Origin of the sequence: Neisseria subflava (assembly GCF_003044645.1) — a bacterium.
GTDB classification, from domain to species: Bacteria; Pseudomonadota; Gammaproteobacteria; order Burkholderiales; family Neisseriaceae; genus Neisseria; species Neisseria subflava_B.
Map to the genome: position 1 here is coordinate 270,373 of NZ_POXL01000003.1, position 15,851 is coordinate 286,223.

The following is a 15,851-nucleotide window of genomic DNA, read 5'->3' on the forward strand; positions in this document are numbered from 1 at the left end:
CAAGGCCGTCTGAAAATATGCTGATTCAAAGCGGAATCAGGAATCTTGTTGTACTTTCAAAACCGCTTGAACCACGTCTTCTACGGTGCGCACATTGCGGAAGTCTTCGGCTTGCAGTTTGCGGCCGGTTTCGCGTTTGATGTGGTCGATAAGGTCGATGGCGTCGATGCTGTCGATTTCCAAATCTTCGTAGAGGTTGGTTTCGGGTTTGATGCGTTCCGGTTCGATTTCAAACAGGTTAACCAGTGCATCGGTCAGCAGGGTGCGTACTTCTTGTTCGGTCATCTTCTCTCTCCCTTATGCTTGGCGGCTCTTGACGAACTCGGCCAGAGTTTTGACGTTGGCGAAGTTTTCGCGCAGGTTGTCGTTTTCACCGTCGAGCTGGAAGCCGAAGGTTTTTTGTACGGCCAAACCAAGTTCCAATGCATCAACCGAATCCAGACCCAGGCCGTCGTCGCCGAAAAGCGGATCTTCGCTGCCGATGTCGGCAACGGTAATGTCTTCTAAGCCTAAGCTGTCGATGATTAATTGTTTGATTTGGTTTTCTAAATTGCTCATGTGGTTTTCCTTGTAAAATAGTCTTGCAGGTATTCGTTTAAACGGCGTGCGGCGATGGGCAGGGGTTTTTCTGCCAGCCATTCTTCAGGCAGGATATCGTCGCCGACGGTAATTTCATAATGAATTTTTTGTGGCGGGATTTTGTACCACGGTTGCCCCTTTTTAAAATTGGGCGGCGTCATCTTGATGCACACGGGCGTGATGACTGATGCGCTGCGCAAACCGAGCGATACGGCGCCTCGGTGCATTTTAACCTGTCCATCCCAACCTGTGCGCGTGCCCTCGGGGAAAATCAGCAGACTTTGCCCGCTTTTGAACACGGCATCGATTTCTTCCAGCATTTCCATGCTTTCATCGTTGGGGATGTAGCCGGAAGCGATAATCTGGCTTTTCATGCTGGGGTTGTGCAACAGGTCTTTTTTAACCAGTACGTTCGGCTCTGAATAGTGGCTGATCAGCAAGACGACATCCAAAAGCGAGGGATGGTTGGCAAGAATGAGCTGACCGGGTCTGCCGAGTTTTTCCAAGCCGTTGAAGCGGACGCTCAATACGCCCGACCATTGCAGGTAGCCGACGAAGAAACGCCAAACTTTGCCTATCATGCGTCTTGCTTCAAGTTGGCGTTTGATGTCGCCTTTGGTCGATTTGAGCGTATAGGGCAAAAGTGCAATTTTGAACAATACGCCTGCAACGCCGAAGAGGATGAAGCCGAAGAGTGTGGCAAAAAAGCGACGGAAATAGTCTAAAGTCTTCATGCGTTTTTCTGCCAGTGCCAGTTTCTACCGATATATTGTTGCGTATGTTGTCGGTCGTCTGAAAGCAGGAAGCGTACCCACTCCAAGCTGCTCCAATAAGGCTCGACTGTTGTATCGTTAGGGTTTTCAGACGGCCTTGCGGATGTGGTTTCCAAGCTTAAGGTATAGTCTTCGCCCTTTGTGATGACCAGTGCCAATGCATAGGCAAACGGCGCACGTGTAGCCAGGACGGGATAGTCTTCAGACAACGGATCATCGGCGACAATTACTAAAACAGATGGCGCGCCGTCTTGCAAAAGCGCGAATGCCTCGGTCAGCGCGGTTTCAAAGGAATCGGCGGCAACGGCCAACGCGGTATGTTCGCTCATGTCTTTGCGCAACATCGACCATTGCCCAATCGTCGCGTTGTGAACGGACAGGCCGAATGAGGTTGGCGAGACGGTATGCGTGTTCAAAAGCTCTTGCCACAATTCAAAGCTGCGGTTGCTTTCGCCGTCGTGAGAAACGTACACCGGTACGCTTTCAGGATATTGGTCGGCCAGATTCCATGCGGCATCACAAACCAAGCGCGCCGCTTTCCCCAAGCGGCGGCGTTGCATAGGCGGCAAAAAGGAGAGCGCGGGTTTGTACTCCGGCAGGGAGGCGGTATCGAGTTTTCCCTGCGCCCAGTCCTGCCATTGCTCCGGCGTACTGATCTTGCTGGAGGAGGCCTGCCATGCGGCAATATTGAAGCTGAAACGGCAAACGTTTTGAGGCATGATGTCTTTCAATGTTTTACATTTTCATACATTGTAATGAAATGGGTTAGTAAAAGCTAGGCTCTGTTATAATGCATATTGTAACGTAATTTATTCCCAGATGATATTTTATGCCTTTAATACCGAGTGCCCCGATTTATGATGTGGCTTCGCTGCTTCCGCACAGCGGACATATGGTGCTAATCGATTGTGTGAAAGAATTTGGCGACGACTACACGGTTTGCCGTGCGCCGGTTGGCGACAAGCATATTTTGCTGCAGGACGGCGTGTTGTCGTCTATGGCTTATATGGAATTGATGGCGCAGGGCATAGGCGCGTTTGCAGGCATTGAGGCTTTAAAGGCCGGAGAGCCTGTACGCTTGGGTTTTTTATTGGGAACGCGCAAACTGGATTTGTTTGCCGATTCCGTGCCTGTCGGTACTGAGCTGGAAGTCAGGACGCATGTGTCCATTCAGGATTTGGGCGGCATGGGCGTATTTGATTGCGAGTTGCGCTGGACGGATGCGCCGGAAGATGTGAAGTATCTGTTGCCGCCGGACGGTTTGCTGGCAAAAGCTTCTTTAAATGTGTACAGTCCGAAAGACGGTCAAATCATTTAAACCGTTTACAAGGCCGTCTGAAAAGACAAAGATTCAGACGGCCTGTCGATATAGTGAGAAAACGTATGAGTGAAACTATTTTAATTACAGGGTCTAATCGCGGTATCGGCAAAGCCGTCGCGCTTGGTTTGGCTCAGGACGGCTTTGATATTGTCGTCCACTGCCGCAGCCGTCGCGATGAAGCGGAAGCTGTTGCAGAAGAAATCCGTGCATTGGGTAGAAATGCGCGCGTGTTGCAGTTTGACGTGTCCGACCGCGAAGCCTGCCGAGAAATTTTGACTGCCGACATTGAGGCAAACGGCACATATTACGGCGTGGTGTTGAACGCCGGCCTGACGCGCGACAATGCGTTTCCTGCTTTTGCAGATGATGATTGGGACTTGGTGCTGCGTACCAATTTGGACGGTTTTTATAATGTGTTGCACCCTTTGACCATGCCGATGATCCGCCGCCGCAAAGCAGGACGGATTGTGTGCATGGCATCGGTGTCCGGTTTGACGGGCAACCGCGGTCAGGTCAATTACAGCGCGTCCAAAGCGGGTTTGATCGGCGCGGCAAAAGCCTTGGCGGTTGAGTTGGCAAAACGCAAAATTACCGTTAACTGCGTGGCGCCGGGCCTTATCGATACCGATATTATCGATGAGAACGTGCCTGTCGAAGAAATCTTAAAGGCCGTCCCTGCCGCGCGTATGGGATTACCCGAGGAAGTGGCGCATGCGGTACGCTTTTTGATGGATGAAAAAGCGGCGTACATTACGCGCCAAGTGATTGCTGTGAACGGAGGTTTGTGTTGAATACCAGAAGAGTCGTAGTAACAGGTATCGGCGGTATTACCGCCTTCGGCCGTGATTGGCAAAGTATTCAGACGGCCTTTAAAGCCGAAAAAAATGCCGTCAAATACATGGACTGGAGAGAACGCTTTCCTGAATTGGAAGCGCAACTGGGTGCGCCGATTGAAGGCTATTCTCCTCCCGAACACTGGACGCGCAAGCAGCTTAGAAGCATGGGTCGCGTATCGCATTTGTGTGTCGATGCGGCGGAGCAAGCCTTGACGGATGCGGGTTTGCTGGGCGATGAAAGCATTACCGACGGCCGTATGGGCGTAGCGTGCGGTTCGTCTGTCGGCAGCACCAAAGACATCGGCGATATGGGCGAACTTTTGATAACAGGCACATCGCGCAATTTCAACGCCAATACTTATGTGCGCATGATGCCGCATACGACTGCCGCCAATATCGGCATTTTCTTCGGTTTGAAAGGCCGCATCATCCCGACATCAAGCGCGTGCTCTTCCGGCAGCCAAGGCATTGGTTATGCTTACGAAGCGATTAAATACGGCCTGATTGATATGATGCTGGCTGGCGGCGGCGAAGAATTTTGTCCGTCCGAAGTGTATGTTTTCGATTCACTCTATGCCGCCAGCCGCCGCAACGGCGAACCTGAGCTGACGCCGCGCCCTTACGACAACGCTCGAGACGGCTTGGTCATCGGCGAAGGCGCAGGCATTTTCGTATTGGAGGAATTGGAACACGCCCGTGCGCGCGGTGCGAAAATCTATGCTGAGCTTGTCGGCTATGGTGCCAACAGCGACGGCAGCCATGTTACCCAGCCGCAAAAAGAAACCATGCAAAAATGTATGGAGCTTGCGCTGAAAAACGCCGGTATTACGCCTGATAAAGTCGGCTATGTCAGCGGCCACGGTACGGCGACCGAAAAAGGCGATATTGCCGAAACATTAGCCACTGAAGCGGTGTTTGGTTTTATACCGATGAGTTCGCAAAAAAGCTACCTCGGCCATACACTCGGCGCGTGCGGCGCATTGGAAGCCTGGTTTACCATCGAAATGATGAACAATGGTTGGTTTGCGCCGACCGTCAATTTGGAAAACATCGATCCGCGTTGCGGCAAGGTAGATTACATCCAAACTGGCGGACGCGAGATTCAAACCGATTATGTGGTCAGCAATAACTTTGCTTTTGGCGGCGTCAATACTTCGCTGGTGTTCAAACGTTGGCAAGAATAATCATTGCTTGATGTTATGATTAAAGGCCGTCTGAAACTTATCTGGAGTTTCAGACGGCCTTTATTTTATTTAGAGCTTGAGATGCTTGCGAATTTTATTCGTTTGTTTTCTTCTGATTTAAATCCACCAGCCTTGTTCCAGCCAAGAAGTCGTAGAGGAACTGGCGGTCGGGATGGAACAGGGAAAAGCCCCATGGCAGGATGAGCCAAATGAGCGCGGCGCCGAATGCGCCTTTGGGTGGTATATTGAGCAGATGACGCAATCCGGCGTAGGCAAACAGGGGAATGAAAACAATAAAAATGCTTGCCCAAATAAAGCGCAGGCGCAGTTGTGGTAGTGGCGGCTGGGTGTCGTTTTTATCGGCCAAACCGATTTTCCATGTCTGCATGGCGAGGGTTTGGCCTTTTTTGTGCCAGTTGGCGCGAAAGTAGAGCCACCATGCGTAGAACAGAATCAGGCAGGTTGCCAGCATGGACAGGCGTGTGGAAACGGGATTGAGAAAGATGGCGACAATACCGGCTGCAAGGGCGGCAATGCTGGTCACGGCGCCGGCCAGCAGAAGTTCGTAAACCAGTGCGGCGAGGCGGCGTTTGAGAGGGGCGGTAGGAAGACGGGTCATAATGCGATGGAAACGGAAATGGGTTTGATGGAAATAAAAACAGGCCGTCTGAAACGGGATAGGATGTTCAGACGGCCTGTTACTGTCGGGATTAGCGATGTGGACGTTTTTGACCGCGTGCCTGTTGGGCAGCCATTTGGTTCATTTCCTGACGGGTCGGACGTTTTTTGAAGATGGCGTGCGCTTCGTCAACGGAACATTTTTGTGACAGACAAACCAGGGTAATCGCGTCTTTTTGATGTTGGCCGCCACTGTGGTACATGCGGCGCAGGTTGGCTTCGTTGATACGGCCTTTTTCCGGATCGATGTCGAATTTTTTCAGGCGCTCGAGGAATTGGCGTTGCTGACGGCGTGAAGTCCAAACGAAACCGCCTGCGGCAGCGGCTACGATGATGACGGCCAACAGGATGGCCAGCGGCCATGAATCGACGATCAGAACGATGATGAGGCTTAATACGGCAGTGGTCAGCAGGGCCATACCGCCGATGCGAAGTTTGGTTTTATTATCCATATGGGTGGTGTTTCCTTGTTTTTTGCTGGAAGAGGCCGTCTGAAATGCGAGGTTCAGACGGCCTGAATTTGAGTTTACGCTATTTTACAGTATTTTCTGTTTTTGGGGCGTATTGCGTGCAAGTTTCTTGACGCGCGGCAACGGTTTCAAGCGGCCAGCGAAGTGACGAGTTGTTTGAACTCGGTCCATGCATCGCCTTCTTCCGCACCTTTGATGATGCGGTCGATTTTGGCGCAGGTTTTGAGCGCATCGAGCAGGCGGTTGATGGAAATGCGTTTGGCCGCCATCGGTGCAAGGGTCTGCTTGTCGCCCCATAAGCGCAGGCTGTTGCGCAGGCTTTGGATGTTTTGTCCCAGCTTGAGTGCGGCAGTCAAGCGGATTAGGGTACGGATGTCTTCGGCAACCGCCCACAACAGCAAAACCGGCTCTTTGCCTTCTTCTTCCAAACCGTCCAGCAAACGGGAAACGCGCAGGGCATCGCCTTTCATCCATGCGCCTGCCAGTTGGAATACATCGAAGCGGGCGACGGTGGCAACCGCGGCCTCTGCGTCGGCAATATTGATCAAATGGCCTTGGGGATGGAGCAGGGCGAGTTTTTCGATTTCCTGACGGGCGGCCAAAAGATTGCCTTCGACGCGCTCGGCAAAAAGGGCGAGTGCTTCAGGTTCGATATCCAAACCTTGCTGCTTCAGACGACCCTGTATCCATTGCGGCAAAGCATGTGGCGCAACGGCTTTGGCTTCTAAGACGATGCCTTTGCCTGCCAATGCAGAAAACCATTTGGACTGGATTTGCGCTTTTTCAAGCTTGGGTAGGAGGATAAGCGTAACCGTATCTTCGGGCAGGCGTTCGGCGAAAGTTTGCAGGGCATCGCCTCCGTTTTTGCCGGGTTTGCCGTTGGGAATGTGGATTTCCAGCAGTTTCAAATCGGCAAACAAACCTGCGCTGCCGGCACTTTGCAACAGCTCGTTCCAGTCAAAATTGTTTTCGGCGGTATAGACTTCGCGGTTGAGATAGCCTTGTTTTTTTGCGGCTGCGCGCAGCGTATCCAAAGCCTCGATGCGCAACAAATCCTCTTCGCCGTGAATAATGTACAACGGTTGGAGCGGCGTATCGGGGCGCAGGCTCTCAATGGGCGCGGCAGCCATTATTGCGCCTTCAGGAAAGTCAGGCGGCGGACGATTTGATCTGCGGCGTCGATACGCATTTCAGACCAAATGGTTTCTTCCTCTTCCTGTTTACCCAAAACTTCGCTGTCGGCGTAGTCCATGGTGCGGTGAACCTTAACTTCCATCGGTTCGCCAACCGGCTCGCCGTTGCGGAAGGCTTGGGCTTTAACGGTCATGACCAGCAGGTATTCGTTGATTGCGGCGGCGCGGGTGATGGTGTAGATATCGCGGCGTTTTTGAAAGTCGACAACGCGTAGGGTAATTTGTGATTCGGCTTCGCTAACCGGATGGCCGTCGGCACGGCGTAAGGCATTTTCCAGCGCTTTTTGCATGACGGCTCCGCCTTCTACATGCCAGTTTTGATAAGGCAGCGGCTGGGAAGTCACGCCTGTACCCTTCAGGTGGAAACCGCAAGAGGCAAGCAATAGGGCGAGTACAGGCAATAGGATTTTTTTCATTGGATATTCTTTCGTTGAAACCGGTTCCGGTCGGTATCGTCGGATTATAACGAATAATGTTTAGGCCGTCTGAAACTGCAAACGGAAAGTCTTTCAGACGGCCTTGTCTTTGATGTCGCGAATCTTATTTTTCCAACCAAATCAGGCTGACCATGCGGCCGGTTTGTCCGTCGCGGCGGTAGGAGAAGAAAGTATCGCGTTCCAAGACGGTGCAATGGGTGCCGCCATAAATCATGTTCACGCCTTCGCGGTGCAGAACCATGCGCGCCAAAGCGTAAATGTCGGCAAGGTATTTGCCGCCGCCGATGTCTTTAAACGCATCGACAGCTTCCGGCATAGGGGTGCAAAACGCATCAAATACATCTTGCCCTACCTCAAACGCATCAGGGCCGATGGCAGGGGCGAGATAGGCCATGATTTCCAACGGCTCGACATTCATTGCTGCAATGGTGTTTTGCAAAACGCCGCCGGCCAAACCGCGCCAACCTGCATGAGCCGCCGCAACGACTGTCCCTGCTTTGTCGCAAAACAAGACAGGCAGGCAATCGGCAGTCATCGAAGCGCAAGCGACTGTTCCCGTTGTATCCACCGAGGCATCGGCGTCGGGTGTTTTGCCTAATGTTTCGGCGGCATTTACAACAATGGTGCTGTGGATTTGATTGAGGTAGGCAACGGGCAGGCCGACTTGTTCCTGTACGATTTCGCGGTTGCGGAGCACGGCTTCCAGATTGTCGCCGACGTGCGAACCGACATTCAGGCTGCGGTACACGCCTTCGCTGACACCGCCGTTGCGTGTGGTAATAAGCGTTTTAACATTGGCAGGGGCAGGCCAGTCGGCAGTCAAAAAATTCTTGCCTTGCGGGGCGAGGTTTAGGGTATCTGTGATGGTTTTCATAATCTTTGAATCGCTGAATATTGGAACGGATTGATTTCAGACGGCCTCAAATAATATTTTAGGCCGTCTGAAAAATGGGTTTAATCCCTTACATAAACGACTTCGACATCGTAGTCGTCTTCATTCCAATCGTCGTCATCGTCCATGCCGAATTTCTCTTGCCATTCTTCCTCGTTGCTTAGGGACGAATCCAAACCGGCTTCCAGACGCAGGACGGAGAGCAGGTGGTACATATCGTCAGGTATAGGCGCTTCAAAGGAAACGGTTTCGCCGGTTTTCGGGTGTACAAAGCTCAAGCGGTAGGCGTGCAGGGCTTGGCGCGCGCCAAGGGCTTTGATGGCTTCTTTAACTGCGTCGCTGCATGGATGGCGCAGGTTGCCGTAAACAGGGTCGGCGGCCAGCGGATGGTTGGCTTCGCGCATATGAACGCGGATTTGGTGCGTGCGGCCAGTTTCGAGCGAGCATTCGATGTAGCTGTGTGCCAGATAACGTTCCAACACTTTGACGTGGGTAATGGCAGGTTTGCCGCCAAATTTGACGACTGCCATTTTCAGGCGGTTGTGCGGGTCGCGGCCGATTTGGGTTTCGATTTTGCCGTCAAAAGGAACAATGCCGTTGGCGACTGCACGGTAAATGCGTTTGACTGTGCGCTCTTGAAGCTGTTGAACCAGTGAGTTTTGCGCCGGCAGGGTCTTGGCGACCACCATCAGGCCGCTGGTTTCCTTGTCCAAACGGTGTACGATGCCCGCACGCGGCACTTGGCTTAATTCGGGACAGTGCGCCAACAGGCCGTTGAGCAGGGTGCCGCTCCAGTTGCCTGCGGCAGGATGGACGACCAATCCGGCCGGTTTGTTGATGACGATGACGGTATCGTCTTCATAAATGATGTCCAAATCCATCGGTTCGGGCGTGAACGCGAGGTTTTCTTCGCTCGGACGTACCGTAACGGCAATCAATTCACCGCCTATCATTTTATCTTTGGGTTGCGCCGGCTTATCGTTTACAATGACTGCACCCTCTTTAATCCACGAACTCAGGCGGCTGCGCGAGTAGTCGGGCATGAGTTTGGCCAATACGGCATCCAGTCTTCCGCCCGCCATTTCGAGCGGAACGGTCAAATTAACACAACTTTCTGTTTCAGGGGATGACGGAAAGTCTAAATCATCGCTATAATCGGCTTCGTTATCAAAGGAAGTATTCTGCATGAAAAAAATTCTTTTAGTAGTTTCTTTAGGTTTGGCACTGAGTGCCTGCGCAAATAAAGGCACAATCGATAAAGACGCCCAAATTACTCAAGATTGGAGTGTGGAAAAGCTTTATGCCGAAGCGCAAGACGAATTGAACAGCAACAATTATACGCGAGCTGTCAAGTTATACGAAATTTTAGAATCCCGTTTTCCAAACGGCCGCTATGCCCAGCAGTCCCAGTTGGATACGGCGTATGCCTATTATAAAGACGATGAGCCGGAAAAAGCCTTGGCTGCCATTGCGCGCTTCCAACGCCATCATCCGCAACATCCGAATATGGACTACGCGCTGTACTTGAAAGGTCTGGTCCTGTTTAACGAAGATCAGTCTTTCTTGAACAAGCTGGCTTCCCAAGACTGGTCCGACCGCGACCCGAAAGCCAACCGCGATGCTTATCAGGCGTTTGCCGAGCTGGTGCAACGTTATCCAAACAGCAAATACGCTGCCGATGCAACCGAGCGTATGGCCAAGCTGGTGGACGCTTTGGGTGGTAACGAGATATCTGTGGCGCGTTATTACATGAAACGCGGTGCTTATGTCGCAGCGGCCAACCGTGCGCAAAAAATCGTCAGCCGTTACCAAAATACCCGTTACGTCGAAGAAGCTTTGGCGATGATGGAATTGGCATACAAAAAACTGGACAAGCCGCAACTGGCTGCTGATACACGCCGTGTTTTGGAAACCAACTTCCCGCAAAGCCCGTTCTTGCAACACGAATGGCGATCTGACGATATGCCTTGGTGGCGTTACTGGCGCTAAGCGTCGGGTTGTTCAGGCATGAATTAAGGCCGTCTGAAAATGATGCAGCTATGCATTTGGTTTTCAGACGGCCTTTGTTTTTAATGTTTTTTTACGCTCTCTGTAAACAGGGTGCAAAATTCGTTTTAATATGGTAAAGTCTGATTTTAATAACTCGACGGTTTGAAGCCGTTACTCAGGGGCTGTTTAAATTTAAAATCAGTTTTGTTGAAGCCGCATCGGATTTGCCGTTGATGCATTCAGGAAAATTTCAGTCGTCAGGCTGATTTGGTTTTAAATTTAAGCAGCCCTTTATGTTTACAAAAAAACAGAGGTAGATTCTCATGAAGTCTTGGCAGCTTCCTGAACACGTTGCCGACGTGTTACCGACCAATGCCCGACAACTGGAAAGCGCCCGTGAGCGGCTGTTGGCTTTGTTTCGCGTGCATGGTTATGAATTGGTGCAACCGCCATTGATGGAATACAGCCATTCTTTATTGACGCATATCGATGCCGGTTTGTCTTTGAAAACCATTTTGGTCGTCGATCAGCTTAGCGGCCGTCAGCTCGGTATCCGCGCGGATATTACGCCGCAGGTGGCGCGTATTGATGCCCACTTGCTTTCTGCCAACCAGGGCATCAACCGTTTATGCTATGCCGGTTCGGTGCTTCATGCGCGGCCTGACGGATTGCTCAATATGCGCGAGCCTTTACAGGCAGGTGCGGAAATGTATGGCTTGGAAGGCATTGAAGCGGATATTGAATTGATTGATTTGATGCTGAAAAGCATGAAGATTGCCGACATGGGCGAAGTTTTGCTTTCGTTGGGCCATATCGGCGTATTCCGTGCTTTAGCAAATGCCGCGCATTTAGATGAGCAGCAATCGGCAACCCTGCTGTCATCGATGCAGGACAAAGATGCCGAGGTTGTCAGCCAGTTGGTTAAAGAGTGGAAACTTGACGGTATGTGGGCAAAAGCGTTTTCATTGTTGCCCCGACTGTACGGTGGTCGTGAAGTGCTGACTGTGGCTCGTGAGAAATTACCGGAATTGTCCGCAGTCAGTGCGGCCTTGGATGAATTGCAGGCAGTATGCGATGCGTTCCCAAATCAAAAAGTGCATATCGATTTGTCGGAACTGCGCGTTGACAATTACCACACCGGTTTGCTTTACGCGGCTTATGGTTCAAACCGTCATGATGCCGTGGCACGTGGCGGCCGTTATGACGGATTGGGCGGATACTTCGGACGAGCGCGTCCTGCAGCCGGATTCAGTTTTGATTTGCGCAGCTTCATCGGCCGCCTTCCTGCTATCGGACGGGAATCCGTGGTGGCTGTCGATGTAAAAGACATGCCCGCAGCTCAAGAAGCGGTAGATGCTTTGCGCGAACAAGGACAATGTGTCGTTATCGATTACGGTATCGGCTATAACGGTTCGGAAGAGGTTACAGGCCGTCTGAAACAGGTAGACGGCGTTTGGAAAGTAATCGCTTTGAACGATTGAGTTTTATTTTGAAATTTTGTATCTGAAATAAGGTTAGATGGCTATGGCTAAAAATGTTGTCGTAATCGGTGCCCAATGGGGTGATGAAGGCAAAGGTAAGATTGTTGACTGGCTGGCGGAAGAAACCAGCGGTGTAGTACGTTTCCAAGGCGGCCACAATGCCGGCCATACTTTGGTCGTCGGTGGCAAAAAAACCATTTTGCGCCTGATTCCAAGCGGCATTTTGCACGAGACTTTGGACTGCTTCATCGGCTCAGGCGTTGTCGTTTCTCCTGAAGCATTGTTGGGTGAAATCGACGAATTGAACGCTGCCGGTGTGAAAAACGTTGAAGGCCGTCTGAAAATTGCGCCGACCTGCCCATTGATTCTGCCTTACCACATTGCGCTTGACCAAGCTCGCGAAGCTTCCCGCGGTAAAAGCAAAATTGGTACAACCGGTCGCGGCATTGGCCCAGCCTATGAAGATAAAGTTGCCCGTCGCGCGATTCGCGTGGTGGACTTGTTGCACCCTGAAAAACTGGTTGAAAAACTGGAAGCTGTTTTGGCTTATTACAATGTTCAGTTGCAACACCTGCACAATGCCGAGCCGGTAAAAGTTGAAGACGTGATGGCGGTCATTGAAAAAGTTGCACCGCGCATTACGCCGATGATTACCGATGTTTCCCGTGTTTTGAACGAGAAAAACCGTAAAGGCGAAAGCCTGTTGTTTGAAGGCGCGCAAGGTACGTTGCTGGACATCGACTACGGTACTTATCCGTTTGTAACTTCCTCCAACTGCTTGGCTGGTGCCGCTTCTGCCGGTGCAGGCGTAGGTCCGCAAATGCTGGATTACGTTTTGGGTATCGTTAAAGCCTATACCACCCGCGTGGGTTCTGGTCCATTCCCGACTGAATTGTTTGACGAAGTGGGCGCAGGTTTGGCTGAGCGCGGCCATGAGTTCGGCTCCGTAACCGGTCGTGCGCGTCGTTGTGGCTGGTTTGACGCAGCTGCTCTGAAACGCTCTATTCAAGTTAACGGCATTTCCGGCATGTGCATTACCAAGCTGGACGTGATGGATGGTATTGAAAACATCAATATCTGTGTAGGTTATGAATTGCCTGATGGCGGCAAAACCGACATTCTGCCTTGCGGCTCTGATGCGGTAGAAACCTGCAAACCGATTTATGAAACCATGCCGGGTTGGAGCGAGTCTACTTTCGGCGTGAAAGAGTACGACAAGCTGCCTGAAAACGCTAAAGCTTATCTGAAACGTATTGAAGAAGTGTGCGGTGCGCCCGTGGCTATTGTTTCAACCGGTCCTGATCGCGAAGAAACCATTGTTTTGCATCACCCGTTTGCTTGATTGATTAAGTGAATAAAAGGCCGTCTGAATTTTCAGACGGCCTTTTATATAAATGCAATAAACATTCAGCCCTGAAGGACGTCTGTCTTCAGGGCTGAATTTTGTATTTTACGCCGTTTTTTAACGCGAGTGTTTGGAAACTGAGATGTAGTGACAAGTAACGATTATTCTCATTGATGTAAGTCAAGGAAAGGCTAGTCTGTAATTTTATTTCAAGAAAATCCCTGTAAATGGAAGGGTATTAGTGCTATCCTTTCAGAAAATTTACGGTCTATATTTTCAATAAAATTAGGAGCTTGATATGTCAAATGATGTTCAGCAACGTCCAGCCGCTTGGGAAGGTTTTACTGGTGGCAACTGGGAAACCAACGTAGATGTTCGCGATTTTATTCAGAAAAACTACACGCCTTATGAAGGCGATGCCTCTTTCTTGGCACCAGCAACCGAAGCCACAACCAAACTGTGGGCGGAAGTGATGGAAGGCATCAAGGTTGAAAACCGTACGCACGAGCCGTATAAAATTGACGCGCAAATCGTCTCCGGTATTACCAGCCATGCTCCAGGCTACATCAACAAAGATTTGGAAACCATCGTCGGCCTGCAAACAGACGAGCCTTTGAAACGCTCTATCATGCCGTTTGGCGGTTTGAAAATGGTGCAAGATGCGTGCAAAGTGTACAACGTTGAATTGAATCCAGAAGTCAGCGAAATTTTCACCAAATACCGCAAAACCCACAACCAAGGCGTATTTGACGTTTATACGCCCGATATCCGCCGCTGCCGTAAATCAGGTGTGATTACCGGCCTGCCGGATGCTTATGGCCGCGGCCGTATTATCGGCGACTACCGTCGTGTTGCATTGTACGGTATCGACTTCTTGATGAAAGACAAACTCAACCAGTTCAACTCACTGCAAGCCGATTTGGAAAACGGTGTGGACTTGGAAGAAGTGATCCGCCGTCGTGAAGAAATCAACGAACAATACAAAGCCTTGGGTCAAATGAAAGAAATGGCGGCTTCTTACGGCTACGACATTTCCGGCCCTGCAAAAAATGCACAAGAAGCCATCCAATGGACTTACTTTGCCTACCTCGCTGCCGTTAAATCTCAAAACGGCGCAGCGATGTCCTTCGGCCGTGTATCTTCATTCTTGGATATTTACATCGAACGCGACCTGAAAAACGGTGTGATTACCGAAACCCAAGCGCAAGAATTCATTGACCACTTGGTGATGAAACTGCGTATGGTCCGTTTCCTGCGTACGCCGGAATACGACCAACTCTTCTCCGGCGACCCGATTTGGGCAACCGAATCTATCGGCGGTATGGGTTTGGACGGCCGTACCTTGGTAACACGCACCAACTTCCGCGTGCTGCATACCCTGTACAACATGGGCCCGTCTCCTGAGCCAAACATCACTGTATTGTGGTCAGAACAACTGCCGCAAGGCTTTAAAGAATTCTGCGCCAAAGTATCCATCGATACTTCGTCCATCCAATACGAAAACGACGATTTGATGCGCCCTGACTTCAATAGCGACGACTACGCCATTGCCTGCTGCGTCAGCCCGATGGTGGTCGGCAAACAAATGCAGTTCTTCGGCGCACGTGCTAACTTGGCTAAAACTCTGCTGTACGCAATCAACGGCGGCGTGGACGAGAAATCTAAAGAGCAAGTTGGTCCGAAAACCGAGCCGATTCTGGACGAAGTTTTGGACTACGACACTGTCTTTGAGCGCATGGACAAATTCATGGATTGGTTGGCAACCCAATACGTTACCGCGCTGAACATTATTCACTACATGCACGACAAATACAGCTACGAAGCCGCGTTGATGGCATTGCATGACCGTGATGTGATCCGTACGATGGCATGTGGTATCGCCGGTTTGTCTGTGGCTGCCGACTCATTGTCCGCCATTAAGTACGCCAAAGTGAAACCGATTCGCGATGAAAATGGCATTGCCGTCGACTTCGAAATCGAAGGCGAATACCCACAATTCGGTAACAACGACGACCGCGTTGATGATATCGCCTGCGATTTGGTTGAACGCTTCATGAAAAAAGTGGCAACCCACAAAACTTACCGCAACGCTACTCCGACTCAGTCTGTGTTGACCATTACTTCCAACGTTGTTTACGGTAAGAAAACCGGTAATACTCCGGACGGCCGCCGTGCAGGCGCTCCGTTTGGTCCGGGTGCAAATCCGATGCACGGCCGTGACGTCAACGGTGCAGTCGCTTCATTGACTTCCGTAGCCAAACTGCCATTTGAGTTTGCAAAAGACGGTATTTCTTATACCTTCTCCATTATTCCTGGCGCGTTGGGTAAAGACGAGCATTCTCGCGAACGCAACCTTGCCGGTTTGATGGACGGTTATTTTCACCATGAAGACGGTATTTTGGAAGGTGGTCAACACTTGAACGTCAACGTTTTGAATCGCGAGACTTTGGAAGATGCGATGCACAATCCGGAGAAATATCCGCAGTTGACCATTCGTGTGTCCGGTTATGCGGTTCGCTTCAACTCGTTGACCCGCGAACAACAGCTTGACGTGATTACCCGTACGTTCACAGAAACCATGTAATCCGGGTAGCGAAACAAACCAGAAGCCAAATTTGCATTTGGTTTGTTTTGAAACAAAGCTCCAAGGCCGTCTGAAATGTTCAGACGGCC

General features: G+C 50.9%; 17 protein-coding genes. 7 read left to right on the plus strand and 10 right to left on the minus strand.

Translation table 11 applies throughout. The features are described from left to right. Positions 1–36: 36 nt before the first annotated feature. From DBY97_RS04925 to DBY97_RS04940, 4 genes are read right to left on the minus strand one after another with little or no spacing between them, the layout of a single operon-like run. Entirely contained in the window at positions 37–285 is a 249-nt protein-coding gene (locus DBY97_RS04925; RefSeq protein WP_003680823.1) for an acyl carrier protein, read from the minus strand. A gap of 12 nt (positions 286–297) precedes the next feature. Then, the gene (locus DBY97_RS04930; protein ID WP_003680822.1) at positions 298–558 is read right to left on the minus strand and encodes a phosphopantetheine-binding protein; all 261 of its coding nucleotides are present in this window, start codon (positions 556–558) and stop codon (positions 298–300) included. Next, on the minus strand, positions 555–1,313 hold the full coding sequence (locus DBY97_RS04935) for a lysophospholipid acyltransferase family protein (protein ID WP_049344240.1): 759 nt from the start codon (positions 1,311–1,313) through the stop codon (positions 555–557). Before DBY97_RS04935 ends, DBY97_RS04930 begins: the two co-directional genes overlap by 4 nt. Then, positions 1,310–2,071 (minus strand): beta-ketoacyl synthase chain length factor, encoded by a 762-nt coding sequence (locus tag DBY97_RS04940; RefSeq protein WP_070873744.1) that lies wholly within the window; start codon positions 2,069–2,071, stop codon positions 1,310–1,312. The genes DBY97_RS04935 and DBY97_RS04940 overlap by 4 nt, the downstream gene beginning before the upstream one ends. A 110-nt stretch (positions 2,072–2,181) precedes the next feature. Between DBY97_RS04940 and DBY97_RS04945 the strand changes: the two genes are divergently transcribed. From DBY97_RS04945 to DBY97_RS04955, 3 genes are all read left to right on the plus strand, one after another. After that, the gene (locus DBY97_RS04945; protein WP_070873745.1) at positions 2,182–2,670 is read left to right on the plus strand and encodes a thioester dehydrase; all 489 of its coding nucleotides are present in this window, start codon (positions 2,182–2,184) and stop codon (positions 2,668–2,670) included. Positions 2,671–2,735: 65 nt separating this feature from the next. Then, positions 2,736–3,464, plus strand: coding sequence for a 3-oxoacyl-ACP reductase FabG (gene fabG / locus DBY97_RS04950; protein ID WP_070873746.1), 729 nt, complete (start codon positions 2,736–2,738; stop codon positions 3,462–3,464). Continuing rightward, on the plus strand, positions 3,458–4,693 hold the full coding sequence (locus DBY97_RS04955; RefSeq protein WP_107857653.1) for a beta-ketoacyl-ACP synthase: 1,236 nt from the start codon (positions 3,458–3,460) through the stop codon (positions 4,691–4,693). Before fabG ends, DBY97_RS04955 begins: the two co-directional genes overlap by 7 nt. 94 nt (positions 4,694–4,787) lie before the next feature. Here DBY97_RS04955 and DBY97_RS04960 read toward each other — a convergent pair whose 3' ends face one another. The 6 genes from DBY97_RS04960 to rluD all read right to left on the minus strand — a co-directional run bounded on the left by DBY97_RS04960 (position 4,788) and on the right by rluD (position 9,550). Continuing rightward, positions 4,788–5,312, minus strand: a complete 525-nt coding sequence (locus tag DBY97_RS04960; protein ID WP_107857654.1) for an RDD family protein — start codon at positions 5,310–5,312, stop codon at positions 4,788–4,790. A gap of 91 nt (positions 5,313–5,403) precedes the next feature. Beyond that, entirely contained in the window at positions 5,404–5,823 is a 420-nt protein-coding gene (locus DBY97_RS04965; protein WP_107857655.1) for a hypothetical protein, read from the minus strand. A 146-nt stretch (positions 5,824–5,969) separates the two neighbouring features. Beyond that, positions 5,970–6,971, minus strand: coding sequence for a DNA polymerase III subunit delta (gene holA / locus DBY97_RS04970; RefSeq protein ID WP_107857656.1), 1,002 nt, complete (start codon positions 6,969–6,971; stop codon positions 5,970–5,972). Beyond that, positions 6,971–7,450 carry an LPS assembly lipoprotein LptE gene (gene lptE, locus DBY97_RS04975; RefSeq protein WP_107857657.1) on the minus strand — a complete coding sequence of 160 codons (480 nt, stop codon included), beginning with the start codon at positions 7,448–7,450 and terminating at the stop codon, positions 6,971–6,973. Before lptE ends, holA begins: the two co-directional genes overlap by 1 nt. A 124-nt stretch (positions 7,451–7,574) precedes the next feature. Continuing rightward, a complete protein-coding gene (gene pgeF, locus DBY97_RS04980; protein WP_107857658.1) occupies positions 7,575–8,345 on the minus strand; it encodes a peptidoglycan editing factor PgeF in 771 nt (256 codons plus the stop codon). An 80-nt stretch (positions 8,346–8,425) separates the two neighbouring features. After that, a complete protein-coding gene (rluD, locus tag DBY97_RS04985) occupies positions 8,426–9,550 on the minus strand; it encodes a 23S rRNA pseudouridine(1911/1915/1917) synthase RluD (RefSeq protein WP_049332554.1) in 1,125 nt (374 codons plus the stop codon). Here rluD and DBY97_RS04990 point away from each other — a divergent pair. The 4 genes from DBY97_RS04990 to pflB all read left to right on the plus strand — a co-directional run bounded on the left by DBY97_RS04990 (position 9,549) and on the right by pflB (position 15,762). Continuing rightward, positions 9,549–10,352, plus strand: a complete 804-nt coding sequence (locus DBY97_RS04990; protein ID WP_003680807.1) for an outer membrane protein assembly factor BamD — start codon at positions 9,549–9,551, stop codon at positions 10,350–10,352. The genes rluD and DBY97_RS04990 overlap by 2 nt on opposite strands. A 323-nt stretch (positions 10,353–10,675) precedes the next feature. Continuing rightward, entirely contained in the window at positions 10,676–11,833 is a 1,158-nt protein-coding gene (locus tag DBY97_RS04995; RefSeq protein WP_107857659.1) for an ATP phosphoribosyltransferase regulatory subunit, read from the plus strand. A 43-nt stretch (positions 11,834–11,876) separates the two neighbouring features. Continuing rightward, entirely contained in the window at positions 11,877–13,175 is a 1,299-nt protein-coding gene (locus DBY97_RS05000) for an adenylosuccinate synthase (protein WP_199900735.1), read from the plus strand. Between the two features lie 301 nt (positions 13,176–13,476). Further along, complete coding sequence (gene pflB, locus DBY97_RS05005; protein WP_107857661.1) at positions 13,477–15,762, plus strand: formate C-acetyltransferase; 2,286 nt, start codon at positions 13,477–13,479, stop codon at positions 15,760–15,762. Positions 15,763–15,851: the final 89 nt, after the last annotated feature.

What these genes read in the sequence shown, in the direction of transcription:
- DBY97_RS04925 (WP_003680823.1), bottom strand. Translation starts at nt 285, where the DNA reads ATGACCGAACAAGAAGTACGCACCCTGCTGACCGATGCACTGGTTAAC.
- DBY97_RS04930 (WP_003680822.1), bottom strand. Translation starts at nt 558, where the DNA reads ATGAGCAATTTAGAAAACCAAATCAAACAATTAATCATCGACAGCTTA.
- DBY97_RS04935 (WP_049344240.1), bottom strand. Translation starts at nt 1,313, where the DNA reads ATGAAGACTTTAGACTATTTCCGTCGCTTTTTTGCCACACTCTTCGGC.
- DBY97_RS04940 (WP_070873744.1), bottom strand. Translation starts at nt 2,071, where the DNA reads ATGCCTCAAAACGTTTGCCGTTTCAGCTTCAATATTGCCGCATGGCAG.
- DBY97_RS04945 (WP_070873745.1), top strand. Translation starts at nt 2,182, where the DNA reads ATGCCTTTAATACCGAGTGCCCCGATTTATGATGTGGCTTCGCTGCTT.
- fabG (WP_070873746.1), top strand. Translation starts at nt 2,736, where the DNA reads ATGAGTGAAACTATTTTAATTACAGGGTCTAATCGCGGTATCGGCAAA.
- DBY97_RS04960 (WP_107857654.1), bottom strand. Translation starts at nt 5,312, where the DNA reads ATGACCCGTCTTCCTACCGCCCCTCTCAAACGCCGCCTCGCCGCACTG.
- DBY97_RS04965 (WP_107857655.1), bottom strand. Translation starts at nt 5,823, where the DNA reads ATGGATAATAAAACCAAACTTCGCATCGGCGGTATGGCCCTGCTGACC.
- holA (WP_107857656.1), bottom strand. Translation starts at nt 6,971, where the DNA reads ATGGCTGCCGCGCCCATTGAGAGCCTGCGCCCCGATACGCCGCTCCAA.
- lptE (WP_107857657.1), bottom strand. Translation starts at nt 7,450, where the DNA reads ATGAAAAAAATCCTATTGCCTGTACTCGCCCTATTGCTTGCCTCTTGC.
- pgeF (WP_107857658.1), bottom strand. Translation starts at nt 8,345, where the DNA reads ATGAAAACCATCACAGATACCCTAAACCTCGCCCCGCAAGGCAAGAAT.
- DBY97_RS04990 (WP_003680807.1), top strand. Translation starts at nt 9,549, where the DNA reads ATGAAAAAAATTCTTTTAGTAGTTTCTTTAGGTTTGGCACTGAGTGCC.
- rluD (WP_049332554.1), bottom strand. Translation starts at nt 9,550, where the DNA reads ATGCAGAATACTTCCTTTGATAACGAAGCCGATTATAGCGATGATTTA.
- DBY97_RS04995 (WP_107857659.1), top strand. Translation starts at nt 10,676, where the DNA reads ATGAAGTCTTGGCAGCTTCCTGAACACGTTGCCGACGTGTTACCGACC.
- DBY97_RS05000 (WP_199900735.1), top strand. Translation starts at nt 11,877, where the DNA reads ATGGCTAAAAATGTTGTCGTAATCGGTGCCCAATGGGGTGATGAAGGC.
- pflB (WP_107857661.1), top strand. Translation starts at nt 13,477, where the DNA reads ATGTCAAATGATGTTCAGCAACGTCCAGCCGCTTGGGAAGGTTTTACT.